Below are 24,293 nucleotides of genomic sequence, written 5' to 3'. Positions count from 1 at the left end.
CCCACAGGAGTGCAGTGGTGAAACTCCCCATACAGAACAACGAAAAGATCCAAGCCAAGCGGAGCAAACGTGATGCAAAAGCCCAAACCGAACTTCTACAACCTGGCCTGGCGCTGGCATTTCTATGCCGGCCTATTCGTTGCGCCCTTCATGGTGATGCTGGCCCTGACCGGCATCATTTACCTGTTCAAACCGCAGCTCGATTCACTGATGTACAGCAGCCTGCTCAACGTCCCCGCCGGGCATCACATGGTGCCGGCCGATGATCTGCTGCAACGGGTCAAGAGCGCTTACCCACAAGGCCAGATCAGCCAATACCTGCCGCCGGCCAACGCCGAGCGCAGCGCTCAGTTTGTCGTCAAGAATGAGGGTCATGAACTCAACGTATTCATCGATCCGTACCACGGCGACATTCTCGGCGAGCAGGATGCGAAGAAAAATCTGCAAGCCATCGCCCGCGCCATTCACGGCGAGTTGATGATCGGCACGGTGGGTGATCGTCTGATCGAACTCGCCGCCGGTTGGGGCGTGGTGCTGGTGGTGTCGGGGGTGTTTCTGTGGTGGCCGCGGGGTCAGGCCGCCGGGATTCTGTGGCCACGCCTGAACAGTCGCGGTCGGGTGTTGTGGCGTGATCTGCACGCGGTCACCGGGTTCTGGGGCGCGGCATTGCTGCTGGTGATGCTGCTCAGCGGCATGACCTGGACCGGCTTCTGGGGCAAGCAATATGCGCAGGTGTGGAACGTGTTCCCGGCGGCGATGTGGAACAACGTGCCGACCTCCGACGTCGAGGTCGGCAGCCTCAATAACGCCGCGCGCCAGACCGTGCCGTGGGCGATGGAAAACACGCCGATGCCGATGTCCGGCGACCACGCCGAACACATGGCCCACGGCGGCATGCAACACGGCCCCGCCGCCCCCGCGATCAGCCTGCAAGAGGTGCAGAACATCGCCATTGAACGCAAGGTCGAACCCGGCTACAGCATCACCCTGCCAACCACCGCGACCGGCGTATTCACCATCGCCGTGTTCGCCGACGACCCGCGCAACGACGCGACCCTGCATGTCGATCAGTACACCGGCAAGGTCCTCGCCGATGTGCGTTTCGAGCAGTACGGCGCAGTCGCGCGGGCCACTGAAATCGGCGTGATGCTGCATGAAGGCAAGATGTTCGGCACCTTCAACCAGATCGTCGTGCTGCTGATCTGCCTGATGATTCTGCTCAGCGCCGTCAGCGGTGTGGTGATCTGGTGGAAGCGTCGTCCGCAGGGCAAATTCGGCGTGCCGCCGCTGCGCCATGACCTGCCGAAATGGAAAACCGGCGTGGCGATCATGCTCGCTCTGGCAGTGATCTTTCCGCTGGTGGGCGCTTCGCTGGTGCTGGTCTGGCTGCTGGATCGGCTGCTGTTGTCGCGTCTGGGCCGCCAAGCTGAATCTGCCTCAACTTCATCGTGAAGCAGGCGAGATGCGCGTTTCAGACAGATCTTTAAACTGCCGGGGCTTAAACTCCGGCAGATTCCTGTGGGAGCGGGCTTGCTCGCGAAGGCGTAGTGTCTTGCAACGAACAGGGTGTCTGGCACGCCCTCTTCGCGAGCAAGCCCGCTCCCACAATTGCCGCTCTGCCCGCAACCACAAGTTGCGGGCTTTCTTTTGAAGAAGTGATTCACCGTCCCGATGAACAAGTACCTCTTGTCCAGCCTCTGCCTGTTCGCCCTGAACAACGCCAACGCCGACGGCCAGCCGCTGACGCTGCCCACCGGCACCATCTCCGCACCTGCGGTTGACGAAGAAAGTGTCAGCCTGACCACGCCGACCACCGCCGGCTCGCGCCTGAACCTGACGGCCATGGAAACTCCGGCCAGCGTCGAAAGCCTTAGCGGCGAGCAGGTTCGCGCCCGTGGCGATCGCAGCGTGCAGGACGCGGTGTCACGCAGCACCGGCATCAGCCGTACCGGCACCCCGGGCGATGGCGGCACCTCGTTGCAGGCACGCGGTTTTACCGGGCAGAGTTCGGTGATGCAGTTGTATGACGGTAACCGCATGTACACCGGTATGGGCACCGTAACTTTTCCGGTCGACACCTGGGCGGTGCAGCGCGTCGACGTGCTGCGCGGCCCCGCCTCGGTGCTGTACGGCGAAGGCGCGACCGGTGCGGTGGTCAACGTGATTCCGAAGAAACCGTTCGAGGGTGAAATCGAAAATCACCTGCGCGTCGGCTACGGTTCCTACGACAGCCAGCAGCAGGCGTTCGACAGCGGCGGCTCGCTGAGCGACACCCTGAGCTATCGCCTCAATCTCAATCGCCTGCGCAGCAACGGTTGGGTCGATCGCGGTGATTCCTCCAGCGACTTCATCAGCGCCGCGCTGCGCTGGCAGGCCACCGACGATCTGGCGTTCACCCTCGCCCACGACTACGGCGACCAGCGTCCGCAGAACTACTTCGGCACGCCACTGATCAACGGCCGATTGCGCGACAGTCTGCGCAACAAGAACTACAACGTGCGTGACGATCAGCAGCACTACAACGATCAGTGGACGCGCCTGACCACCGATTGGCAGATCAACGACGCCGTCAGTGCCAGCAACGAGCTGTACTACCTCAAGGCCCAGCGCCGCTGGCAGAACGCCGAAAACTACAACTTCGACCGCGATAGCCAGCAACTCAGCCGCAGTGGCTACTTCGGCATCGGCCACCAGCAGGAGCAGGTCGGCGACCGCCAGACCTTCACCTTCAAGCACTCGCTGTTCGGCCTCGACAGCCAGACCGTGACCGGCGTCGATTACAACCGCATCCGCTTCCAGCTCAACAGCAACTCGCCGTTCAACGACGTGCTGCCGAACGGTCAGGCGCTGGATCTGTATCACCCGCAACCGGGCTATTTCGAAAGCGCCAACCCTTACCGCGACCAGTTCGACAGCACCACCAAACAGATGTCAGTGTTTGCGGAAAACCGCACGCAATTGAGCGAGCGCTGGTCGCTGGTGACCGGCGTGCGCCGCGACTATGTGCATGTGGATCGCAACAATCTGATCGACGACAGCCAGAGCGACAAGACCCTGACCGGCAACAACTGGAAGGCCGGACTGGTGTTTGCCCTGACACCGCAGACCTCGTTCTACGGCCAGGTCGCGACCAGTACCGATGGCATCGGCGGCCTGATTTCCCTCAGCCCGAGCCAACAGCAATACGACCTCTCGACTGCACGCCAGACCGAAGTCGGCATGAAGCAGTTGTTCTGGGATCAACGCGGCGAGTTCACCCTGGCGGCCTATCGCATCGTCAAAAAGAAACTGCTGACCGACGATCCGGGCAACCCGACGCTCAAGCAGCAAGTCGGCCAGCAATCGTCCAACGGCCTGGAAGCCAGCCTCGATCTGCAACTGCCGCACGCCTGGCAACTGCAGGCCAACGCGGCGATTGTGAAGGCCAGGTACGATGACTTCTCCGAAGTGGTCGACGGGCAAACCCTGTCGTACAACGGCAATCGCCCGGTGGATGTACCACGGCGTACGGCCAATCTGTGGCTGAACAAAAACCTCAGTGATGATCTGAAGGCCGGGGCCGGCGTGCGTTATGTCGATGCGCGTTACGCCGACATGGCCAACCGCAACGAGCTGCCGAGTTACACCGTGGTCGATGCGACGCTGTCGTGGCAAGCCTTGCGCAACACCACGCTGGGCCTGCAGGTGAACAATCTGTTTGACCGCCAGTACGCACAAAGCCAATACAATGCGGGCCAGCAGTGGATTCTCGGCGAGCCGAGATCGTTCTTCGTCACCGCTGATTACACTTTTTGATTGAAGATTGCGCCCTCACCCTAGCCCTCTCCCGGAGGGAGAGGGAACTGACCGAGGTGTTTGGGCAAGTTGCACCGACTTGAAAGTCCGAGTCGAACTCAGTTTTGAAACGCATGAAGATCGGCTCCCTTTCCCCCTCGCCCCCTCTGGGGGAGAGGGCTGGGGTGAGGGGGATGGATCTACCGAAAAAACACGAAATCGAGAACACACCGAACGCCCTATGACGTCACTCACCCTCACCCACCTCGCCTGGACACCTCTGGGCCACGGCCACTGCCATCACCAGTTCCAGCTGCGTGACGCCTCGTTGCAGGTGGCCGCCGGTGAGTTCGTCGGGCTGATCGGCCCCAACGGCAGCGGCAAGACCAGCCTGCTGCGCTGCGCTTATCGCTTCAGTCAGCCGGAAAGCGGTGAGGTCAGACTCGATCATCACAACGTGTGGAAACAGTCTTCGCGCTGGTGCGCAAAGCGCATCGCCGTGGTCCTGCAGGAATTCCCCGATGCCTTTGGCCTGACCGTCGAAGAAGTGGTCGCCATGGGTCGCACGCCGCACAAAGGCCTGTTCGATGGCGACACGCTGGAAGATCGCAATCTGGCGACGCAAGCGCTCAAATCCGTCGGCCTCGACGGCTTCGAAGACCATGCGTTCGCCACCCTGTCCGGCGGTGAGAAGCAGCGGGTGATCCTTGCCCGCGCCCTGACTCAGCAACCGCAACTGCTGATCCTCGACGAGCCGACCAACCACCTCGACCCGCGTTATCAGCTCGAACTGCTGCAACTGGTCAAACGTCTGCAGATCGGCACCCTCGCCAGCATTCACGACCTGAACCTGGCCGCCGCGTTCTGTGACCGACTGTACGTGATCAACCACGGGCGGATCGTCGCCAGCGGCACGCCGCAAGAAGTACTGACCACCGAGCTGCTGCGCGACGTGTTCGGCGTCGAGGCGTTGATCGATTCCCACCCTCTTCACGGCTACCCGCGAATCACCTGGATAACCCGACCATGACTGTGCGTTCCCTGCTTTGTGTCGCTCTTTTGTTGTGCAGTGCCCAGGCCTTCGCCGAAGCCACGAAATACCCGTTGACCATCCATAGCTGCAACCGCGAAGTGACCTTCAACGAAGCGCCGAAACACGCGGTCAGTCACGACATCAACATGACCCAGATGATGCTCGCCCTCGGCCTCAAATCGCGTATGGCCGGCTACAGCGGTGTCAGCGGCTGGAAGTCAGTAACGCCCGAAATGCAGTCGCTGCTCGACGGCTTGCCGGAGCTGGCCGCGAAATACCCGTCGGTGGAAACCCTGCTCAACGCCAACGTCGATTTCTTTTTCGCCGGCTGGGATTACGGCATGCGTGTCGGCGGCGATCTCACGCCGCAGACCCTGCAACCGCTGGGCATCAACGTCTATGAGCTGACCGAATCCTGCGCCTTCGTGATGAAGCGCCCGGCGGCGACGCTGGACGACACCTACAACGACCTGCGCAATCTGGGGAAGATTTTCGACGTGCAGGATCGCGCCAACGCACTGATCGCCGACATGCAGAATCAGGTCGCCGAGATCCGCAAAGACCTGCCCGCCGACAAGCCGCGCGTGTTTCTCTACGACAGCGGCGAAGACCGCGCCATGACTTCCGGGCGTCTCGGCATGCCGCAGGCGCTGATTGATGCTGCAGGCGGGCGCAACATTCTCGACGACGTCGACGCGAGCTGGACGAGGGTCAACTGGGAGACCGTGGTCGAACGCAATCCGCAGGTGATCGTGATCGTCGACTACAGCGAAATCACTGCTGAACAGAAGATCGAATTTCTGCTGAAGAACCCGGCGCTGCAATCGGTCGATGCGATCAAGAACCAGCGCTTCATCGTCATCCCTTACGTGCAGGCCACGCCGGGGATCGATAACGTGCTGGCGGTGGAAACCCTGGCCAAAGGATTCCACGGCGAATGATCGACCGTCGCTACGCCCTGTTGTTGACCGCCCTCGGCGCCCTGTTGCTGGTGTCGTGCGTGGTCTCGCTCGGTTTTGGTCCGGCGCGGGTGCCGGTGGAGGTGGTTTGGCGGATTCTGCTGCACAAGACCTTCGGTTTCGGCGAGGTGAGCTGGAGCGCCGGGCAGGAACACATCGTCTGGCTGATCCGTGTGCCGCGCATGTTGCTCGGGGCGTTGGTCGGTGCCGGGTTGGCGTTGATTGGCGCGGTGCTGCAAGCGGTGACGCGCAATCCACTGGCCGATCCGCACCTGCTCGGCGTCACCTCCGGCGCGACACTCGGCGCCGTGATCGTGGTGCTGCACATAGGTGAGATCGTCGGTCTGCTGACCTTGCCGATTGCTGCTTTCATCGGTGCGTTGCTGAGCATGTTCCTGGTGCTGGGGATTGCCAACCGTCAGGGTCGGCTCGACAGCGACCGGTTGCTGCTGTGCGGCGTGGCGGTGTCGTTCGTGATGATGGCAATCGCCAACCTGCTGCTGTTCATGGGCGACCATCGCGCCAGCTCGGCGGTGATGTTCTGGATGCTCGGCGGCCTCGGCCTGGCGCGTTGGGAGTTGCTGACGATACCGGCGCTGAGCGTGTTGCTCGGCCTCGGTCTGCTGCTGGGCATGGCCCGGCCGTTGAACGCATTGATGGCCGGTGAACAGACCGCCGTCACCCTCGGCCTGAATGCCCGCGCGGTGCGTTTGCGGGTGTTTGTGATCGCGTCCTTGATGACCGGGGTGCTGGTGTCGATCAGCGGCTCGATCGGTTTTGTCGGGCTGATGGTGCCGCACATTGCCCGGCGTCTGGTCGGTGCCGAACACCGCCGATTGTTGCCGGCCTGCGTACTGCTCGGCAGCCTGTTTCTGGTGTGGGTCGATGTTGCCGCGCGAACTCTGATCGCGCCGGAAGACCTGCCCATCGGCGTCGCCACCGCAGCTATCGGCGGTCTGTTCTTCATCGGCCTGATGCGCCGCCGCTGATCCAGCACAATCAACTTGTAGGAGTGAGCCTGCTCGCGATGACGGCGACACATTCGACATCAATGCGGATGACAGAACGCTATCGCGAGCAGGCTCACTCCTACAGGGGACAGTGTTGTCCTTGAAATCGCGCCCCAATCTGGCGCGGCCGCTTGCACCAACGCTCTCTCCGCGTCCCTTCATGGTGCACCCCGCCCGCGCGCAACCGCTCTAAACCGACATTTTCCTGCCCGATCCCGACCGGGCACAGCCCTTGCAAAACACACCTTCAGTCGTCCGCATCTGCCAACCATAAAAAACTTTAACGTTCATGGAGATCGCACAATGAAGCGTCGCAGTTTGATCAAGGCTTTCACACTCACGGCATCCATTGCCGCGATGGGCATGACCTGGACTGTCCAGGCCGCCGAGACCATCAAGGTGGGGATTCTGCATTCGTTGTCCGGGACCATGGCGATCTCCGAAACGTCGCTCAAAGACATGGCGCTGATGACCATCGACGAGATCAACGCCAAGGGCGGCGTGAACGGCAAGATGCTCGAACCGGTGGTGGTCGACCCTGCGTCGAACTGGCCGCTGTTCGCCGAGAAGGGCCGGCAGTTGCTGACCCAGGACAAGGTCGCGGTGGTGTTCGGTTGCTGGACGTCGGTGTCACGTAAATCGGTGCTGCCGGTGTTCGAAGAACTCAACGGCCTGCTGTTCTACCCGGTGCAATACGAAGGCGAAGAGATGTCGCCGAACGTGTTCTACACCGGCGCCGCGCCGAACCAGCAAGCGATCCCCGCCGTTGAATACCTGATGAGCGAAGAAGGCGGCAGCGCCAAGCGCTTCTTCCTGCTCGGCACCGACTACGTCTACCCGCGCACCACCAACAAGATCCTGCGCTCGTTCCTTCATTCCAAAGGCGTGGCCGACAAGGACATCGAAGAGGTCTATACCCCGTTCGGTCATAGCGACTATCAAACCATCGTCGCCAACATCAAGAAATTCTCCGCCGGCGGCAAGACTGCTGTGATCTCCACGGTCAACGGCGACTCCAACGTGCCGTTCTACAAAGAGCTGGCCAACCAGGGCCTGAAGGCTACCGACGTACCGGTGGTGGCGTTCTCGGTGGGTGAAGAAGAGCTGCGCGGCATCGACACCAAACCGCTGGTGGGCAACCTTGCGGCGTGGAACTACTTCGAGTCCGTGGAGAACCCGGTGAACAAGAAGTTCGTCGCTGACTGGAAGGCTTACGCGAAGAAACACAACCTGCCGGGCGCCGACAAAGCGGTGACCAACGACCCGATGGAAGCCACTTACGTCGGCATCCACATGTGGGCGCAAGCGGTGGAGAAAGCCAAGTCCACCGACGTCGACAAGGTTCGCGAAGCACTGGCCGGCCAGACCTTCGCCGCACCGTCCGGTTACACCCTGACCATGGACAAGACCAATCACCACCTGCACAAACCGGTGATGATCGGCGAGATCCAGGCTGACGGTCAGTTCAACGTCGTGTGGCAGACCGAAGGGCCGATCCGCGCGCAACCGTGGAGTCCGTTTATCGATGGCAACGACAAGAAGCCGGATTATGCGGTGAAGAGCAACTGAGCCATTGGGTGTCGGCCTCGCGCCTGGCGTGAGGCCGACTCGATCCCCCTGTGGGAACAATATTTTGTGGTGAGGGGATTCATCCCCGATGGGTCGCGAAGCGACCCCAAATGCTACAGGCGCGATGTACCTGTGAATCGCGGCGACTGTTTTTGCGACTGCTTCGCAGCCGATCGGGGATGAATCCCCTCGCCACAAAGACTGTGCCCACCATTAGTCCGCGCAAGGCGACTCTTTATGCCGACTACCCTTTACCGCTTCATCCTCGCCATCGCACTGCTGTTGCCGATGACTGCCTTTGCCGGCGACGCCGAAGACTTCGTCGCCGCCAATCCCGTGCAGCAAGCCAGACTGCTTGAAGCCTGGGCCGCGCAGCCCGAGCCGGCGCGTGTCGAGCTGATCAACGCCCTGCAACAAGGCGAATTGATCATCGACGGCCAGCCAAAAACCCTGCGTCTGAACAACCGCCTGCGGGGTCTGATCGACACCGCGTTGGCCAGCCACCAATTGCTCGCCGCCGACGCCAAAACCCGTCTGACTGCTGCGCAGCAATTGCAGAAAAGCGCGAAACCCGCGCAGCTGAAATTCCTCGACCAGCAACTGGCTGGCGAAAAAGATGAGAACGTCCACGCCGCCCTGAGCCTGGCCCTGGCCAACCTGCAATTGGTGGACAGCGATCCGGCAGTGCGTCTGGCCGCCGTGCGCCTGCTCGGTGAAACCGGCGATCCCCTGGCCCGCACCCGCCTCGAAGGCCTGCTCGAACCCGGCGTCGAAAGCGATGCCGGCGTGCGCACCGCCGCCGAAACCAGTCTGGCGCAGGTGAAACACAAACTGCTGGTCGGCGAAATCCTCGGTGAGGCGTTCAGCGGCATGTCCCTCGGTTCGATTCTGCTGCTCGCGGCACTCGGTCTGGCGATCACCTTCGGCCTGCTCGGGGTAATCAACATGGCCCACGGCGAGATGCTGATGCTCGGCGCCTACTCGACCTACGTGGTGCAACTGATGTTCCAGCGTTACGCCCCACAAGCCATCGAGTTCTATCCGCTGATCGCGCTGCCGGTGGCGTTCTTCGTCACGGCGGCGATCGGCATGGCGCTGGAACGCACGGTGATTCGTCACCTCTACGGCCGGCCGCTGGAAACCCTGCTCGCCACTTGGGGCATCAGCCTGATGCTGATCCAGTTGGTGCGCCTGCTGTTCGGGGCGCAGAACGTCGAGGTGGCGAACCCGGCGTGGCTGTCCGGCGGGATTCAGGTGCTGCCGAATCTGGTGCTGCCGTACAACCGCATCGTGATCATCGCTTTCGCTTTGTTCGTGGTGGTGCTGACCTGGCTGCTGCTGAACAAGACCCGCCTCGGCCTCAACGTGCGAGCGGTCACGCAGAACCGCAACATGGCTGCCTGCTGCGGCGTGCCGACCGGGCGCGTCGACATGCTCGCCTTCGGCCTCGGCTCGGGCATCGCCGGCCTCGGTGGCGTGGCGCTGAGCCAGATCGGCAACGTCGGCCCGGATCTGGGTCAGAGCTACATCATCGACTCATTCCTGGTGGTGGTGCTCGGTGGCGTCGGGCAACTCGCCGGCAGCGTGCTCGCCGCGTTCGGGCTGGGCATCGCCAACAAAATTCTCGAACCGCAGATCGGTGCGGTACTCGGCAAGATCCTGATCCTCGCGCTGATCATTCTGTTCATCCAGAAACGTCCGCAAGGCCTCTTCGCACTGAAAGGACGGGTGATCGACTGATGAACCAGCCTCTACTTGTCACGGCCACGCAAAAGGCCGGGCCGAAACTCACCCTTGCCATCGGCGCGGTGATCCTCGCGCTGCTGATCGCCCTGCCGCTGCTTTCGCTGTTGGCACCGGACAGCGCGCTGCATGTCTCGGCCTACACCCTGACGCTGGTCGGCAAAATCCTCTGCTACGCGATCGTCGCTCTGGCGCTGGATCTGGTCTGGGGCTACGCCGGGCTGCTGTCGCTGGGCCACGGCCTGTTCTTCGCCCTCGGCGGTTATGCGATGGGCATGTACCTGATGCGTCAGGCCGCCGGTGATGGTTTGCCGGCGTTCATGACCTTTCTGTCGTGGACCGACCTGCCGTGGTACTGGAGCGGCACCAGCAGCTTTATCTGGTCGATGTGTCTGGTGGTGCTGGCACCGGGTCTGCTGGCGCTGGTGTTCGGCTTCTTTGCCTTCCGCTCGCGGATCAAGGGTGTGTATTTCTCGATCATGACCCAGGCCCTGACGTTCGCCGGGATGCTTCTGTTTTTCCGCAACGAGACCGGCTTCGGCGGTAACAACGGCTTCACCAATTTCCGCACGATTCTCGGTTTCGGTATCACTGAACCGGGCACTCGCGCAGTGCTGTTTCTGGCCACCGTGTTGTTGCTGGTGGCAAGTCTGTTCATCGGCTGGCGTCTGGCGCAGAGCAAGTTCGGCCGGGTGCTGACGGCGCTGCGCGATGCGGAAAACCGCCTGATGTTCTGCGGTTACGACCCGCGCGGTTTCAAGCTGTTTGTCTGGGTCTTGAGCGCGGTGCTGTGCGGTCTGGCCGGGGCGTTGTACGTGCCGCAGGTGGGGATCATCAACCCCAGCGAAATGTCGCCGACCAACTCGATCGAAGCGGCGGTGTGGGTCGCCCTCGGCGGTCGCGGCACGCTGATCGGGCCGTTGCTCGGTGCCGGTGTGGTCAACGGCATGAAGAGCTGGTTCACCGTGGCCTTCCCCGAATACTGGCTGTTCTTCCTCGGCGCGCTGTTCATCGTCGTGACGTTGTATCTGCCCAAAGGCGTGATCGGCCTGCTGAAGAAACGAGGTGAACAATGAGAGTCACTGCGAGTGCTGAATTCATGCTCGAACCGGCGTTTTTCCCCGTGGAACCGAACAAGGACGAAGGCACCAGCCGTGACTCGATCGGCCTCGGCCAACGCGTCGGCCCGGGCCTCGACACCCGCCACGGCACGATCCTGACCCTGGAAGACATCAGCGTCAGCTTCGACGGCTTCCGTGCGCTGAACAATCTGAACCTGTACATCGGTGTCGGCGAACTGCGCTGCATCATCGGCCCCAATGGCGCAGGCAAGACTACGCTGATGGACGTCATCACCGGCAAGACTCGCCCCAGCCACGGCAAGGCGTGGTTCGGCGAAACCCTCGATCTGACGCAGATGAGCGAAGTGCAGATCGCCCAGGCCGGGATCGGCCGCAAGTTCCAGAAACCGACAGTGTTCGAAGCGCTCAGCGTGTTCGAGAATCTGGAGCTGGCGCAGAAGACCGACAAGTCGGTGTGGGCCAGTTTGCGCGCACGCCTGAGCGGCGAGCAGCGCGATCGCATCAGCGAAGTGCTGGAGACCATCCGCCTGACCACCTCGGTCAATCGCCCGGCGGGCTTGCTGTCACACGGCCAGAAGCAGTTTCTGGAGATCGGCATGTTGCTGATGCAAGACCCGCAACTGTTGCTGCTCGACGAACCGGTGGCGGGCATGACCGATGCCGAAACCGAATTCACCGCCGAGCTGTTCAAATCGCTGGCCGGCAAGCATTCGCTGATGGTGGTGGAGCACGACATGGGCTTCGTCGGCTCGATTGCCGACCACGTGACGGTGCTGCATCAGGGCAGCGTGCTGGCGGAAGGGTCGCTGGAGCAGGTGCAGGAAAACGAGCGGGTGATCGAGGTCTATCTCGGCCGTTGAACTGCAAACACCTTTCCAATGTGGGAGCGGGCTTGCTCGCGAATGCGGTGTGCCATTCAAGTTGATGGCGACTGATCCACCGCATTCGCGAGCAAGCCCGCTCCCACAGGGGGATTTGAGGAGATTTTGAGAATGCTGCAAGTCGACAAGTTGCACCAGTACTACGGCGGTAGCCACATCCTCCGTGGCCTCTCATTCGACGTAAAAGTCGGCGAAGTCACCTGCCTGCTCGGGCGCAACGGCGTGGGCAAGACCACCCTGCTCAAATGCCTGATGGGCCTGTTGCCGGCCAAGGAAGGTGTGGTGAACTGGGAAGGCCAACCGATTACCACGTTCAAGCCGCACCAGCGGGTACACGCCGGGATCGCCTATGTGCCACAGGGCCGGGAAATCTTCGGCCGGCTCACCGTGGAGGAGAATCTGCTGATGGGCCTGTCACGGTTTCCCGGCAGTGAAGCGAAAGAAGTACCAGGTTTCATCTACGAATTGTTCCCGGTGCTGCTACAAATGAAGCAGCGCCGCGGCGGTGACCTGTCCGGCGGTCAGCAACAGCAGCTGGCTATCGGTCGCGCCCTGGCCAGTCGTCCGCGTTTGCTGATCCTCGACGAGCCCACCGAAGGCATCCAGCCCTCGGTGATCAAGGAGATCGGCGCGGTGATCAAGAAGCTCGCGGCGCGGGGCGACATGGCGATTTTGCTGGTTGAGCAGTTCTACGACTTCGCCGCCGAGCTGGCCGATCAGTACCTGGTGATGTCCCGGGGCGAGATCGTGCAGCAGGGTCGCGGTGAAAATATGGAGGCCGAGGGTGTACGAGGTCTGGTAACAATTTAATCTGTAGCTTCCTAACGATAATTACAAACCATGAACTTACCGCTTCCCACTGCCCTGTTTACCCCGAGCTGGCACGCCGAGCTGGAACTGGCCTACGCCCGCTTCGGCGACTGCACGCGCCCGGTTCAACGCCGGCATCTCGGCCCGCTACGGGTACAAAAGCATCTGTATGCCGAAGGCCCCGAGGTCTGCCAGCACATCATCGTCCACCCGCCGGGCGGGATCGCCGGGGGTGACCGGCTGAACATCAGCGCCCGCGTCGAACGGGACGCCTGGGCGCAGATCACCAGCCCCGGCGCCGCCAAGTGGTATCGCGCAGCGGGGCCGGCGTATCAGCAGCTCGATCTGAAAATCGCGACCGGTGCGACGCTGGAGTGGCTGCCGCAGGAAACTATCGTCTACAGCGCCGCTCAGGCCGAACTCACCACCTCGATCGAGCTTGAGGGCGATGCGCGGCTGTTCTACTGGGACGTGGTGGCGCTGGGCCGACCGGCCAGTGGCGAGCGCTTCGACCTCGGACACTTTCAAGCGCATCTGGATATCCGCCGTGACGGGCGATTGCTCTGGCACGAGCGTCAACGCATCACCGGCAATGACGGCTTGCTCGATTCGCCGATCGGTCTGGATGGCAATCCGGTGTTTGCGACGCTGCTGGTGACCGGTGAAATCGATGCCGATTTGCTGGAGCGTTGCCGCTCGCTGGGCCATGAGGTGCGCGGTGATCTGACCCAGTTGCCGGGGCTTTTGGTTGCCCGCTGCCTGGCGAGCGAGGCACTGCTGGCCCGCGCCTGGCTGATCGACCTGTGGCGCCTGCTGCGCCCGGCCCTGCTCGGCCGCGAAGCGGTATCACCGAGAATCTGGAGCACTTGAAAAGCCACCCTCACCCCCCGCCCTCTCCCGGAGGGAGAAGGAGCCTGACCAGGTTGTCTGGAAGGAAATTTGCATTCTCGAAAAATATTGACTGACTGGAGCGGCCTCGACAAACGACCGAGATCAGTCCCCTCTCCCTCCGGGAGAGGGCTAGGGTGAGGGCTGGCTCTAACTGGCCCCCACGCCCGCAAGAACCTCACAAAACTGCCCTGATGGATACCCGCAATGGACCTGACCCCACGCGAAAAAGACAAGCTGTTGATCTTCACCGCCGGCCTCGTCGCCGAACGCCGACTGGCCCGAGGTGTGAAGCTCAACTACCCGGAAGCCATGGCCTATATCTCCGCCGCCCTGCTCGAAGGCGCCCGTGATGGCCAGACCGTGGCCGAGCTGATGCACTTCGGCACCACCCTGCTCAGCCGCGAGCAGGTGATGGAAGGCATCCCGGAAATGATCCCGGAGATCCAGGTCGAAGCGACGTTTCCCGACGGCACCAAACTGGTCACCGTCCACCAACCGATCGTCTGAGGCCGCGCCATGACCTACACCATTCGCGATGCCCTGCACGCCGACCTCCCTGCGATCCGCGACATCTACAACGACGCGGTGCTCAACACCACGGCGATCTGGAACGAATCGGCGGTCGACCTCGGCAACCGCCAGGCGTGGTTCAGCGCCCGTCAGGCCCAGGCCTACCCGATTCTGGTGATCGTCGACGCCGACAACGTTGTGCTCGGCTACGCTTCCTTTGGCGACTGGCGGCCGTTCGACGGTTTCCGCCATACCGTCGAACACTCGGTCTACGTCCGTAGCGATCAGCGCGGCAACGGCCTTGGCCCGCAATTGATGAGCGTGCTGATCGAGCGGGCCAAAGCCTGCGACAAGCATGTGATGGTCGCCGCCATCGAAAGTGGCAACGCCGCTTCCATTCGTCTGCATGAACGCGCCGGTTTCAGCATCACCGGACAAATGCCGCAAGTCGGCACCAAGTTCGGTCGCTGGCTCGATCTGACCTTCATGCAACTGACTCTCAACCCTGGCGCCCAGCCGCCGGTCGCCAACAAGGAGTGACACGCGATGAACCCCGCCCAACTGCGACGCGTCAATGCGGAAAGTTTTGCGCACTATCGTCAGGGCCTGATTGATCTGCTGCTCGACGCCGTGGGTTATGGCGCCAGCGTCGGCTTCATGGCCGACCTCGATGCCGCGCAGGCCCGCGCCTATTTCGATGAAGTGCAGCAACAAGTGAACAAGGGCAGCGTGTTGCTCTGGGTGGTGGTCAAGGATGAAGAGGTGCAGGCCAGCGTGCAGTTGGGCCTGTGCCAGAAGGCCAACGGCCTCAATCGTGCCGAAGTGCAGAAGCTGCTGGTGCGTGAACAGGCGCGCCGCCGTGGCCTCGGCCAGCAATTGATGAATGCGCTGGAGCTCGAAGCGGCCAAGCACAAGCGCGGCATGCTCTACCTCGACACCGAGGCCGGTTCGCCCGCCGAAGATTTCTACAAGGCCCTGGGTTACACCCGTGCCGGCGAAATTCCCGACTACGCCTGCGACCCGCACGGCACGTATCGCCCGACCGCCCTCTACTACAAGATTCTGCAAGGAGCCCGGCCATGATTCCCGGCCAGTACCAGATCCAGCCCGGCGACATCGAATTGAATGTCGGCCGCCGCACCCTCAGCCTGAAAGTCGCCAACAGCGGCGACCGACCGATCCAGGTCGGTTCGCACTATCACTTTTTCGAAACCAACGACGCGCTGACCTTCGACCGCGCCGCCAGCCGTGGCATGCGCCTGAATATCCCGGCCGGCACCGCGGTGCGCTTCGAACCGGGGCAGAGCCGCGAGGTCGAGCTGGTGGAGTACGCCGGGCATCGCCGGGTGTTCGGCTTTGCCGGGCGGGTCATGGGTGATCTCTAAGTAATGCGGTGTCTGCTCTGGCCCCTTCGCGAGCAAGCCCGCTCCCACATTCGACCGCGTTCCTTCAGTTGAAATGCGGTCAATTGTGGGAGCGGGCTTGCTCGCGAATCTGTGAGCGCAGCGAACAGCCTCAAAGACCATTGAATTCCAAGGCGAACACATGAAGATTTCCAGACAAGCCTACGCCGACATGTTCGGCCCCACCGTCGGCGACAAGGTGCGCCTGGCGGACACCGAGTTGTGGATCGAAGTCGAAAAGGACTTCACCACCTACGGCGAAGAAGTCAAATTCGGCGGCGGCAAAGTCATCCGCGACGGACAGGGCCAGAGCCAACTGCTCGCCGCCGAAGTGGTCGACACGCTGATCACCAACGCGTTGATCATCGACCACTGGGGCATCGTCAAAGCCGACGTCGGCCTCAAGGACGGGCGGATCGCCGCGATCGGCAAGGCCGGTAACCCGGACGTACAGCCCAACGTGACCATCGCCATCGGCGCCAGCACCGAGGTGATCGCCGGTGAAGGCATGATCCTCACTGCCGGCGGCATCGACACGCACATCCACTTCATCTGCCCGCAGCAGATCGAAGAAGCGCTGATGAGCGGCGTCACCACCATGATCGGCGGCGGCACCGGGCCTGCCACCGGCACCAACGCCACCACCTGCACCTCTGGCCCGTGGCACCTGGCGCGCATGCTGCAGGCCGCCGACGCGTTCCCGATGAACATCGGCCTCACCGGCAAGGGCAACGCCAGCCTGCCGGAGCCGCTGATCGAGCAGGTCAAGGCCGGCGCCATCGGCCTCAAACTGCACGAAGACTGGGGCACCACCCCGGCGAGCATCGACAACTGCCTGAGCGTCGCCGACCAGTACGACGTGCAGGTGGCGATCCACACCGACACCCTCAACGAATCGGGTTTCGTCGAAACCACCCTCGGCGCGTTCAAGGGCCGCACCATTCACACCTACCATACCGAAGGTGCCGGCGGCGGCCACGCGCCGGACATCATCAAGGCCTGCGGTTTCCCTAACGTGCTGCCGAGCTCGACCAACCCGACCCGGCCGTTCACCCGCAACACCATCGACGAACACCTCGACATGCTGATGGTCTGCCACCACCTCGACCCGAGCATCGCCGAAGACGTGGCGTTCGCCGAAAGCCGTATCCGCCGCGAAACCATCGCCGCCGAAGACATCCTCCACGACCTCGGCGCGTTCTCGATGATCAGCTCCGACAGCCAGGCCATGGGCCGCGTCGGCGAAGTCATCACACGCACCTGGCAGACTGCCGACAAGATGAAAAAGCAGCGCGGCCCGCTGCCGCAGGACGGCGAAGGCAACGACAACTTCCGCGCCAAGCGCTACATCGCCAAGTACACGATCAACCCGGCGATCACCCATGGCATCAGCCATGAGGTGGGTTCGATCGAAGTCGGCAAATGGGCCGACCTGGTGCTTTGGCGTCCGGCGTTTTTCGGTGTGAAACCGACGCTGATCCTCAAGGGTGGCGCCATCGCCGCCAGTCTGATGGGCGACGCCAACGCGTCGATTCCAACCCCGCAACCGGTGCACTACCGCCCGATGTTCGCCAGTTACGGCGGCTCGCTGCACGCTACCAGCCTGACGTTCATCAGTCAGGCCGCGCAGGAGGCCGGGTTGCCCGAGGCATTGGGCCTGAAGAAGAAAATCAGCGTGGTCAAAGGCTGCCGCGACGTACAGAAAACCGACCTGATCCACAACGATTACCTGCCGAACATCGACGTCGATCCGCAGACCTATCAGGTCAAGGCTGACGGCGTGCTGCTGTGGTGTGAACCGGCCGAGACCCTGCCGATGGCTCAGCGCTACTTCCTGTTCTGACGCACGGCAAAAGGCCCCGGTTTCGTGTCTTGCGCACGATCCCGGGGCCTTTTTCATGTCGCTGGAAAAGCACTGTGCAAACGGTCGTGTATTTCCCGCCAAAGGGGCTAATATTCGATTCGCTCCGCCTTTTTTCAGGAACTGCCCATGCGTCTTTCCGAGTTCATCGTGGCCAATATCGACCCTATCGTCGATGAGTGGGAACAGTTCGCCGCGACCATCACGCCGGCCGCGGACTATCTGGATTCCACTGCGCTGCGCGATCACGCCAGCGAGATTCTGCGGGCCGCCGCCCGCGACATGAACAAGCCGCAAAGCCCCGCCGAACAGGCTGCCAAAGCCAAGGGCGAAGGCCCGGAAAAGACCCCGAGCCTGGACGAGGCCGGCGCCAGCCATGGCGAACTGCGCCACACCGTCGGTTTTGACCTGGTGCAGATGACCAGTGAATTCCGCCATTTGCGTGCCTGCGTGATCCGCCTGTGGGTCAACAGCCTTGAATCGCCGGACATGACCTATTTTCAGGACATGATCCGTTTCAACGAAGCCATCGACGAGGCACTGGCCGAATCCACCGCGGCCTACGCCGAGCAGGTCAATCGCTCGCGGGACATTTTCCTCGCCATCCTCGGCCATGACCTGCGTGCGCCGCTGCAGGCGGTGAGCATGTCCACCGAACTGCTGCTGCGCAAATCCAGCCTTGAAGGCGATGCCCTGGCCTGCGCCCAGCACATCAAGCGTGGCGCGCGGCACATGGCGACGATGGTCAGCGATCTGCTGGAACTGGTGCGCAGTCGTCTGGGCCGTAGCCTGCCGATCGAGCCGGCACCGATGGATCTTGCCGTTGCGGCGCGAGCGGCGATCGCCGAAGCCTGCGCCGGTCAACCGCAATCCGATCCCAGGCTCACCGTGCACGGTGACACCAGCGGCGTGTGGGACGCCGGACGGATCGACCAGTTACTGCAAAACCTGATCGGCAATGCCTTGCAGCACGGTGCCAACCAGCGCGACGTGACCCTCGATCTGCGTGGCGAGGGCGACCACGTGTGCCTGTCGGTGCACAACTACGGCACACCGATTTCCGAAGAGGCGATCGGTACGATTTTCGACCCGCTGGTGCGCAGCGCCGACGAAGAACTCGGGCAGCCGTCGACCAGCCTCGGGTTGGGCTTGTTTATCGTCAAGGAAGTGGTGACCGCCCATGGCGGGACGATCGATGTCAGCTCGAGCGAGGCTGACGGGACGTTGTTCAGTGTGGTGTTGCCGAGAAAGGTTTAAGCAGGCTTACCGCGTAATCGTTCTTCGCGAGCAAGCCCGCTCCCACATTTGACTGCTTTTCAACTGGAAAACCGCGGTCGAATGTGGGAGCGGGCTTGCTCGCGAAGGGGCCGGCAAAGACACTCAAAAACCAACGGTAAAACTATTCGACCACCAAACGCCCCAACCGCTGGCGCAGCATGCGATTCTCGGCTCGCAGTTCCTTCACTTCATCCAGCAGATCAAGTGCCAGGGCGACGCCCTCCCACTCCAGCTCCAGCTCGCGCCGCAACTTCGCGGCGCGCTTGGCCAGGCTCAGCTCGTAGTCGGTGAACCGCCATTCCCGGGGCTGCGCGCCCTGAGGTTCGAGGATGCCGTGTTCGACGATTTCGATCACGTAGACGTCCGACAGATCGGCCGCCTCACAGAATTCTGCCATGTCCAGTTGAACGATCAGGGGGCTGCTCATGATGGGCTACTCCGTCGTCGGATTCAGAAGTTCTCGCGTGGGTTGAACGCGGCTTTTTTCGCCAGTTCCTGCCACAGCGCCTTGACCTCGTCGTCGGAGGTTTTCGGCATCACGGCCTTGAGCTGCACGAACAGATAACCACGCTCACCGGCCTTGTTTTTCAAGCCATGACCCTTGGCGCGCATGCGCTGGCCATTCTGGCTGCCGGCCGGAACCTTGAGGTTGATCTTGCCGGTCAGGGTCGGCACCGCCACTTCAGCGCCCAACGCCAGCTCCCACGGTGCCAATGGCAGGGTGATGATCAGGTTTTCGCCTTCGACATCGAATTTCGGATGCGGCGCAAAGCGAATGGTCAGGTACAGGTCGCCATTGGCCCCGCCACCGATGCCCGGTGCGCCCTGCCCTTTGAGGCGGATGCGCTCGCCGTCGGTGACGCCCGCCGGGATCTTCACGTTCAGGCTCTTGCTGGTATTGCTGACGTGCTGACCGTTGGCGTTGTATTGCGGGACCTGAAAGCTGACCTTCTTCGACTCGTCCGACAAAGTCTCCTCAAGGAAGACCGGCAGTTCCATTTCCACGTCTTGCCCTCGGCGCCCTGCACTGCGTTGTTGCCGACCGTCGCCACCGAAACCGGCGCCGCGATTGCCGAAGATCGAACTGAAGAAGTCCGAAAAGTCGCCGGTGTCGCCACCGCCGCCGCCAAAACCGCCACGGCTCTGCCAGCCCGGCGGGCCCTGGAACGGCTGACCGTGCTGGCCATAACGGCGCAGCTCGTCATATTCGGCGCGTTTGTCGGCGCTTTTCAGCGCTTCATAGGCTTCCGAGGCGTCCTTGAACTTGGCCTCGGCGTCTTTTTCCTTGCTGACATCGGGGTGGTATTTGCGCGCCAGCTTGCGATAGGCAGCCTTGATTGCCTTGTCGTCCGCTGTCGGCTCCACGCCGAGTATCTTGTAATAGTCTTTGAAGTCCATCGAAGGAATCACCATCCGTTATCGATTTCGCGCCGAGGCCAGCATGCGCTCATTCGCGCGTGCCGGGTTGACCGATCTCAACTTTGTGACCGGGTGGCGCAGCAGAAGTTTATCGGCAGTGGACGACGGTTCTTGCGACCGCCGGTATGTCTGCCGGCCCATGCCAGCAAGTTTGGGGCGAAGCTGCGACTTTCAAGAAGCTTAGTCGTGAAATAGCAGATGACCGGCCTTCGAATCTGCCGCGCACTGACATACACTGCGCGGCCGTTTTTTGACCGGAACCCGAAAGACATGAACAACGCCTCTCCAGCCCGTGCCTGCGGTATCGACTTCGGCACCTCCAACTCCACCGTCGGCTGGCTGCGCCCCGGCATGGAAACGATGATCGCGCTGGAAGACGACAAGATCACCCTGCCGTCGGTGGTGTTCTTCAACATCGAGGAGCGCCGTCCGGTTTACGGTCGTCTGGCCCTGCACGAGTACCTGGAAGGCTACGAAGGCCGGCTGATGCGCTCGCTCAAGAGCCTGCTCGGTTCCAAGCTGATCAAGCACGACACCAGCGTTCTCGGCACGGCGATGCCGTTCAAGGATCTGCTGGGGCTGTTCATTGGTCAGCTCAAGAGCCGTGCCGAAACGGCCGCCGGTCGCGAGTTCGAACAAGTGGTGCTGGGGCGTCCGGTGTTTTTCGTCGATGACGACCCGCTGGCTGACCAGGAAGCCGAAGACACCCTGGTCGAAGTGGCACGCAAGCTCGGCTTCAAGGACGTGTCGTTCCAGTACGAACCGATCGCTGCAGCATTCGACTACGAGTCGACCATCGAAAAAGAAGAGCTGGTGCTGATTGTCGACATCGGCGGTGGTACTTCGGACTTCTCGCTGGTACGTCTGTCGCCCGAGCGTCGCGGCATGGACAACCGCCACGATGACATCCTCGCCACCGGCGGCGTGCACATCGGCGGGACCGACTTCGACAAACAGCTGAGCCTGCAAGGCCTGATGCCGCTGTTCGGCTACGGCAGCCGGATGAAGAGCGGCGCCTACATGCCGACCAGTCACCACATGAACCTGGCGACCTGGCACACCATCAACTCGGTGTACTCGCAGAAATCCACCCTGGCGCTGGGCAGCATGCGCTACGACATTGAAGACACCGGCGGTATCGACCGTCTGTTCAAGCTGATCGAACAGCGCGCCGGGCACTGGCTGGCGATGGAAGTCGAAGAAACCAAGATCCAGCTGACCCACGCCGACAGCCGCCACGTACCGCTGGACCGTATTGAGCCGGGCCTGAGCGTGGAACTGAGCCGCGCCCTGTTCGAATCGTCGATCGACGCCTTGCTTGAACGCGTGCGCGGCAGCGTTACGCAGCTGTTGAACGATGCCAACGTGTCGGTGGCGCAGGTAGATACGGTGTTCTTCACCGGCGGTTCAAGCGGCATTCCGGCGCTGCGCAACAGCGTTTCGGCGATGCTGCCGAATGCGCGACATGTTGAAGGGAATATCTTTGGCAGCATTGGCAGCGGTCTGGCGATTGAGGCGATGAAGCGCTACGGTTCGATGGCCTGATCCAGAATCAGCGGCGCGCCATTCGCGAGCAAGCCCGCTCCCACAGGATCACACTGAACCTGTGGGAGCGGGCTTGCTCGCGAAAGGGCACTTTCAAACGCTATAAGGCTTGAATCAAACCATCCCGCCCAGCTTCAACTCACTCTTCAGGTACGCGTAATAAATCGGCCCCGCCACCACCCCCGGCAGGCCGAACGCGGCTTCGAACACCAGCATCGCCAGCAGTAATTCCCACGACTTGGCACTGATCTGCCCGCCGACGATGCGCGCGTTGAGGAAGTATTCGAGCTTGTGGATAAAGATCAGATAGCCCAGCGCCGCCACCGCCACCCAGATCGACAGCGACAGACCGACGATGGTGATCAGCGTGTTCGACATCAGGTTGCCGATCACCGGCAGCAGGCCGAGCAGGAAGGTCAGGACGATCAGGGTCTTGGTCAGCGGCAGCTTGATACCGAACAGCGGCAAGACCACCACCAGGAAAATCGCGGTGAAGAACGTGTTCAGCAGGGAAATCTTGATCTGCGCGAAGACGATGTTGCGAAAGGCTTGAACCACCAGGTGCAGACGGTCGAACAGGGCCGCGGCCAGCGGTTTGCGCTTGGTCAGGTCCGGCACTCGCTGCAGGGCAATGATCGCGCCGAGGACCATGCCGATCAGCAGGGTGACGAACATATGCGCCGCGTCCTTGCCCACCAGTTGCAGCTCGGACAGGTGCTTGCTCGCCCATTCGCCGATGGCCACGCGAAATTCCGCAGCGCTGGCCGGCAGGTAGGCGTCGAGAAACGGCGGCAGTTGCCCGCGCGCGCGATCGACCACGCCCATGAATTTGTCGAGCGAGGCGCCCGGGTTTTCCGCTTCGTGCAGCAGGAAACTGATGGCACCGGCAAAGATCAGCGCCAGCACGCTGACCACCAGGGTGCCCAGCAGTGCCACCGCCAGCCAGCGCGCACGCCGACCTTCGATCAGCCGTTGCAGTTGCGGGGTGAGCATGTTGACCAGCTCGAACACCAGCAAACCGGCCAGCAGACTGGGCAACAAGCGCAGCGGCAACGCCAGCAACAAACCGCCGCAAATGATGATGCAGCTGACCCAAAACACAACATGACGCTCAGAAAACGTTGGCATACAGCCTCAAAACGAACGGCGTAAAAGGATTGGCAGTCTGCCAGCGATCCGGGGAGAGCACTAGGGATATGCAGGGGCTATTGTCGTGCTCAATGGCCCCTTCGCGAGCAGGCTCGCTCCCACATTGGAATGCGCACTCCTGTGGGAGCGAGCTTGCTCGCGAAGAGGCCAGCCCGCTCACCACAAGACTCAAGTGCTTACTTTTTCTTCAGACAATCACTCATGAAGGTCTTGCGCGCATCGCCGGTCAGCGCCTTGGTTTTCGCATCGGCATTGCAGGTTTTCATTTTTTCCTGCTGCGGGGTCAGCACTTTGCCGTCATTGGCGGCCGGTGCTGCCTTGAGGCAGGTGCTCATGAAAGTCTTGCGCTCGTCGCCCTTGAGGCTCTTGGCGGTAGCATCAGCATTGCAGGTGGTCATTTTGTTCTGTTGCGCCGTGGCGGCGAAACCCTGGGAACACAGGAGCAGACCGATCATCAACAAAGGGACACGCAACATCTTCATGGAGTTTTCTCCTTGTCGCCGCATCGATGGATGCGGCCTCCGCTGAAGTGTAGCCAAATCTTGTTACACCTTCCTGCCTTCCAGGTGGCTACGCCGATACTGTTCCGGCGTACACCCGGCCTGCCGGGCAAACATGGCAATGAACGCCGAGCCGCTGCTGTAGCCGAGATCGAAGGCGATTTCCTGCACGCTCTTCGTGCTTTCCAGCGCCTCGATCGCCGCGAGATAACGCAGGCGCTGACGCCATTCGCCGAAACTCATTCCCAGTTCACGCACGAACTGCCGGGCCAGCGTGCGTTCACTGACGTGCACTTGCGCCGCCCAGTGCGCCAGCGGGAGGTTATTGCCCGGATCAGCCTGCAAGGCGTCGAGGATCGCCAGCAACCCGGGATTGCTTGCGTACGGCAGATAACATTCATGCACCGGCGCCTGTTGCAATTGATCGACCAACACCTGGGCCAGACGCTGGTCGGCATCCAGTTCGGGGATTTTCACGTCGCGGGCGGCGAAGTCCTTGAGAATCGCCTTGAGGATGTCGCTGATTGCCAGCGTGCAGGCGCGCGGCGGCAGATCGGCGCAAACCTTCGGATCGAGGCACACCGCGCGGTAGTTGACCGGTTGGTGACTGTAGAAACTGTGCTCGACCTGCGGCGGCACCCACACCGCGTAGTGCGGCGGCGACATGAAGCGGCTGCCGTCAACGTCCATGTGCAGCACGCCGTGGGCCGCGTACTCCAGCGTGCCCCACGGATGGCGGTGCGGCGCCGCATATTCATGGGTGTTGAAGTCGGCGTAGCGGAAGTACACCGCCGACGGCAGTTCGCTGAAATCCAGCAGATCGATGTGCTTGCTGTTCATGCTGTCCGGTTGCAGAGGCAGGTTGTCCGGTTCGCA

23 protein-coding genes are annotated in these 24,293 nt (G+C 61.9%); 18 read left to right on the top strand and 5 right to left on the bottom strand.

Annotated elements, in window-relative coordinates; genetic code table 11:
- The first annotated feature begins 72 nt into the window (after positions 1-72).
- The 17 genes from E4T63_RS03095 to E4T63_RS03010 all read left to right on the top strand — a co-directional run bounded on the left by E4T63_RS03095 (position 73) and on the right by E4T63_RS03010 (position 18,783).
- Complete coding sequence (locus E4T63_RS03095) at positions 73-1,452, top strand: PepSY-associated TM helix domain-containing protein (protein ID WP_135294862.1); 1,380 nt, start codon at positions 73-75, stop codon at positions 1,450-1,452.
- Between the two features lie 219 nt (positions 1,453-1,671).
- Complete coding sequence (locus E4T63_RS03085) at positions 1,672-3,795, top strand: TonB-dependent receptor (RefSeq protein WP_135294860.1); 2,124 nt, start codon at positions 1,672-1,674, stop codon at positions 3,793-3,795.
- Positions 3,796-4,015: 220 nt separating this feature from the next.
- A complete protein-coding gene (locus E4T63_RS03080; RefSeq protein ID WP_135294859.1) occupies positions 4,016-4,804 on the top strand; it encodes an ABC transporter ATP-binding protein in 789 nt (262 codons plus the stop codon).
- Positions 4,801-5,748 (top strand): ABC transporter substrate-binding protein, encoded by a 948-nt coding sequence (locus E4T63_RS03075; RefSeq protein WP_115988311.1) that lies wholly within the window; start codon positions 4,801-4,803, stop codon positions 5,746-5,748. Before E4T63_RS03080 ends, E4T63_RS03075 begins: the two co-directional genes overlap by 4 nt.
- Positions 5,745-6,755, top strand: a complete 1,011-nt coding sequence (locus E4T63_RS03070) for a FecCD family ABC transporter permease (RefSeq protein ID WP_135294858.1) — start codon at positions 5,745-5,747, stop codon at positions 6,753-6,755. Before E4T63_RS03075 ends, E4T63_RS03070 begins: the two co-directional genes overlap by 4 nt.
- 324 nt (positions 6,756-7,079) lie before the next feature.
- The gene (urtA, locus tag E4T63_RS03065) at positions 7,080-8,345 is read left to right on the top strand and encodes an urea ABC transporter substrate-binding protein (RefSeq protein ID WP_003221226.1); all 1,266 of its coding nucleotides are present in this window, start codon (positions 7,080-7,082) and stop codon (positions 8,343-8,345) included.
- Between the two features lie 237 nt (positions 8,346-8,582).
- Positions 8,583-10,085: an urea ABC transporter permease subunit UrtB gene (urtB, locus tag E4T63_RS03060; protein ID WP_135294857.1), complete on the top strand. Its 1,503-nt coding sequence runs from the start codon at positions 8,583-8,585 to the stop codon at positions 10,083-10,085.
- Positions 10,085-11,164 carry an urea ABC transporter permease subunit UrtC gene (gene urtC, locus E4T63_RS03055; protein WP_135294856.1) on the top strand — a complete coding sequence of 360 codons (1,080 nt, stop codon included), beginning with the start codon at positions 10,085-10,087 and terminating at the stop codon, positions 11,162-11,164. The genes urtB and urtC overlap by 1 nt, the downstream gene beginning before the upstream one ends.
- A complete protein-coding gene (gene urtD, locus E4T63_RS03050) occupies positions 11,161-12,030 on the top strand; it encodes an urea ABC transporter ATP-binding protein UrtD (protein WP_086794501.1) in 870 nt (289 codons plus the stop codon). Before urtC ends, urtD begins: the two co-directional genes overlap by 4 nt.
- Before the next feature lie 132 nt (positions 12,031-12,162).
- Positions 12,163-12,861, top strand: coding sequence for an urea ABC transporter ATP-binding subunit UrtE (gene urtE / locus E4T63_RS03045; RefSeq protein WP_098966990.1), 699 nt, complete (start codon positions 12,163-12,165; stop codon positions 12,859-12,861).
- 30 nt (positions 12,862-12,891) lie between these two features.
- Positions 12,892-13,731 (top strand): urease accessory protein UreD, encoded by an 840-nt coding sequence (locus E4T63_RS03040; protein ID WP_135294855.1) that lies wholly within the window; start codon positions 12,892-12,894, stop codon positions 13,729-13,731.
- A gap of 225 nt (positions 13,732-13,956) precedes the next feature.
- Entirely contained in the window at positions 13,957-14,259 is a 303-nt protein-coding gene (gene ureA, locus E4T63_RS03035; protein ID WP_007915951.1) for an urease subunit gamma, read from the top strand.
- A gap of 9 nt (positions 14,260-14,268) precedes the next feature.
- The gene (locus E4T63_RS03030) at positions 14,269-14,802 is read left to right on the top strand and encodes a GNAT family N-acetyltransferase (protein WP_047600616.1); all 534 of its coding nucleotides are present in this window, start codon (positions 14,269-14,271) and stop codon (positions 14,800-14,802) included.
- Between the two features lie 6 nt (positions 14,803-14,808).
- A complete protein-coding gene (locus E4T63_RS03025; protein ID WP_027613558.1) occupies positions 14,809-15,345 on the top strand; it encodes a GNAT family N-acetyltransferase in 537 nt (178 codons plus the stop codon).
- Positions 15,342-15,647: an urease subunit beta gene (locus E4T63_RS03020; protein ID WP_098966985.1), complete on the top strand. Its 306-nt coding sequence runs from the start codon at positions 15,342-15,344 to the stop codon at positions 15,645-15,647. Before E4T63_RS03025 ends, E4T63_RS03020 begins: the two co-directional genes overlap by 4 nt.
- Before the next feature lie 160 nt (positions 15,648-15,807).
- Positions 15,808-17,508, top strand: a complete 1,701-nt coding sequence (ureC, locus tag E4T63_RS03015) for an urease subunit alpha (RefSeq protein ID WP_134785318.1) — start codon at positions 15,808-15,810, stop codon at positions 17,506-17,508.
- A gap of 147 nt (positions 17,509-17,655) precedes the next feature.
- Entirely contained in the window at positions 17,656-18,783 is a 1,128-nt protein-coding gene (locus E4T63_RS03010; RefSeq protein WP_027613555.1) for a sensor histidine kinase, read from the top strand.
- Positions 18,784-18,925: 142 nt separating this feature from the next.
- Here E4T63_RS03010 and E4T63_RS03005 read toward each other — a convergent pair whose 3' ends face one another.
- Complete coding sequence (locus E4T63_RS03005) at positions 18,926-19,231, bottom strand: chaperone modulator CbpM (RefSeq protein ID WP_027613554.1); 306 nt, start codon at positions 19,229-19,231, stop codon at positions 18,926-18,928.
- Between the two features lie 23 nt (positions 19,232-19,254).
- On the bottom strand, positions 19,255-20,202 hold the full coding sequence (locus E4T63_RS03000; protein WP_027613553.1) for a DnaJ C-terminal domain-containing protein: 948 nt from the start codon (positions 20,200-20,202) through the stop codon (positions 19,255-19,257).
- Positions 20,203-20,493: 291 nt separating this feature from the next.
- On the opposite strand from E4T63_RS03000, the gene E4T63_RS02995 reads away from it, so the two are divergent.
- Complete coding sequence (locus E4T63_RS02995) at positions 20,494-21,768, top strand: Hsp70 family protein (protein ID WP_098966982.1); 1,275 nt, start codon at positions 20,494-20,496, stop codon at positions 21,766-21,768.
- A 114-nt stretch (positions 21,769-21,882) separates the two neighbouring features.
- On the opposite strand, the gene E4T63_RS02990 is transcribed toward E4T63_RS02995, so the two are convergent.
- The 3 genes from E4T63_RS02990 to E4T63_RS02980 all read right to left on the bottom strand — a co-directional run bounded on the left by E4T63_RS02990 (position 21,883) and on the right by E4T63_RS02980 (position 24,257).
- The gene (locus E4T63_RS02990; RefSeq protein ID WP_027613551.1) at positions 21,883-22,896 is read right to left on the bottom strand and encodes an AI-2E family transporter; all 1,014 of its coding nucleotides are present in this window, start codon (positions 22,894-22,896) and stop codon (positions 21,883-21,885) included.
- A gap of 197 nt (positions 22,897-23,093) precedes the next feature.
- Positions 23,094-23,399: a PsiF family protein gene (locus E4T63_RS02985; protein ID WP_007966973.1), complete on the bottom strand. Its 306-nt coding sequence runs from the start codon at positions 23,397-23,399 to the stop codon at positions 23,094-23,096.
- 63 nt (positions 23,400-23,462) lie between these two features.
- The gene (locus tag E4T63_RS02980) at positions 23,463-24,257 is read right to left on the bottom strand and encodes an AraC family transcriptional regulator (protein WP_123589194.1); all 795 of its coding nucleotides are present in this window, start codon (positions 24,255-24,257) and stop codon (positions 23,463-23,465) included.
- Positions 24,258-24,293: the final 36 nt, after the last annotated feature.

This window comes from Pseudomonas fluorescens, assembly GCF_004683905.1.
In the GTDB taxonomy this organism is placed as follows: domain Bacteria; phylum Pseudomonadota; class Gammaproteobacteria; order Pseudomonadales; family Pseudomonadaceae; genus Aquipseudomonas; species Aquipseudomonas putida_A.
Note: the sequence above shows the minus strand (reverse complement) of the source record. Positions and strands in the feature narration are given on the sequence as shown.

Excerpts from the sequence above, each read along its gene's own strand:
- E4T63_RS03095 (WP_135294862.1), top strand. The coding sequence starts at position 73 with ATGCAAAAGCCCAAACCGAACTTCTACAACCTGGCCTGGCGCTGGCAT.
- E4T63_RS03085 (WP_135294860.1), top strand. The coding sequence starts at position 1,672 with ATGAACAAGTACCTCTTGTCCAGCCTCTGCCTGTTCGCCCTGAACAAC.
- E4T63_RS03080 (WP_135294859.1), top strand. The coding sequence starts at position 4,016 with ATGACGTCACTCACCCTCACCCACCTCGCCTGGACACCTCTGGGCCAC.
- E4T63_RS03075 (WP_115988311.1), top strand. The coding sequence starts at position 4,801 with ATGACTGTGCGTTCCCTGCTTTGTGTCGCTCTTTTGTTGTGCAGTGCC.
- E4T63_RS03070 (WP_135294858.1), top strand. The coding sequence starts at position 5,745 with ATGATCGACCGTCGCTACGCCCTGTTGTTGACCGCCCTCGGCGCCCTG.
- urtA (WP_003221226.1), top strand. The coding sequence starts at position 7,080 with ATGAAGCGTCGCAGTTTGATCAAGGCTTTCACACTCACGGCATCCATT.
- urtB (WP_135294857.1), top strand. The coding sequence starts at position 8,583 with ATGCCGACTACCCTTTACCGCTTCATCCTCGCCATCGCACTGCTGTTG.
- urtC (WP_135294856.1), top strand. The coding sequence starts at position 10,085 with ATGAACCAGCCTCTACTTGTCACGGCCACGCAAAAGGCCGGGCCGAAA.
- urtD (WP_086794501.1), top strand. The coding sequence starts at position 11,161 with ATGAGAGTCACTGCGAGTGCTGAATTCATGCTCGAACCGGCGTTTTTC.
- urtE (WP_098966990.1), top strand. The coding sequence starts at position 12,163 with ATGCTGCAAGTCGACAAGTTGCACCAGTACTACGGCGGTAGCCACATC.
- E4T63_RS03040 (WP_135294855.1), top strand. The coding sequence starts at position 12,892 with ATGAACTTACCGCTTCCCACTGCCCTGTTTACCCCGAGCTGGCACGCC.
- ureA (WP_007915951.1), top strand. The coding sequence starts at position 13,957 with ATGGACCTGACCCCACGCGAAAAAGACAAGCTGTTGATCTTCACCGCC.
- E4T63_RS03030 (WP_047600616.1), top strand. The coding sequence starts at position 14,269 with ATGACCTACACCATTCGCGATGCCCTGCACGCCGACCTCCCTGCGATC.
- E4T63_RS03025 (WP_027613558.1), top strand. The coding sequence starts at position 14,809 with ATGAACCCCGCCCAACTGCGACGCGTCAATGCGGAAAGTTTTGCGCAC.
- E4T63_RS03020 (WP_098966985.1), top strand. The coding sequence starts at position 15,342 with ATGATTCCCGGCCAGTACCAGATCCAGCCCGGCGACATCGAATTGAAT.
- ureC (WP_134785318.1), top strand. The coding sequence starts at position 15,808 with ATGAAGATTTCCAGACAAGCCTACGCCGACATGTTCGGCCCCACCGTC.
- E4T63_RS03010 (WP_027613555.1), top strand. The coding sequence starts at position 17,656 with ATGCGTCTTTCCGAGTTCATCGTGGCCAATATCGACCCTATCGTCGAT.
- E4T63_RS03005 (WP_027613554.1), bottom strand. The coding sequence starts at position 19,231 with ATGAGCAGCCCCCTGATCGTTCAACTGGACATGGCAGAATTCTGTGAG.
- E4T63_RS03000 (WP_027613553.1), bottom strand. The coding sequence starts at position 20,202 with ATGGACTTCAAAGACTATTACAAGATACTCGGCGTGGAGCCGACAGCG.
- E4T63_RS02995 (WP_098966982.1), top strand. The coding sequence starts at position 20,494 with ATGAACAACGCCTCTCCAGCCCGTGCCTGCGGTATCGACTTCGGCACC.
- E4T63_RS02990 (WP_027613551.1), bottom strand. The coding sequence starts at position 22,896 with ATGCCAACGTTTTCTGAGCGTCATGTTGTGTTTTGGGTCAGCTGCATC.
- E4T63_RS02985 (WP_007966973.1), bottom strand. The coding sequence starts at position 23,399 with ATGAAGATGTTGCGTGTCCCTTTGTTGATGATCGGTCTGCTCCTGTGT.
- E4T63_RS02980 (WP_123589194.1), bottom strand. The coding sequence starts at position 24,257 with ATGAACAGCAAGCACATCGATCTGCTGGATTTCAGCGAACTGCCGTCG.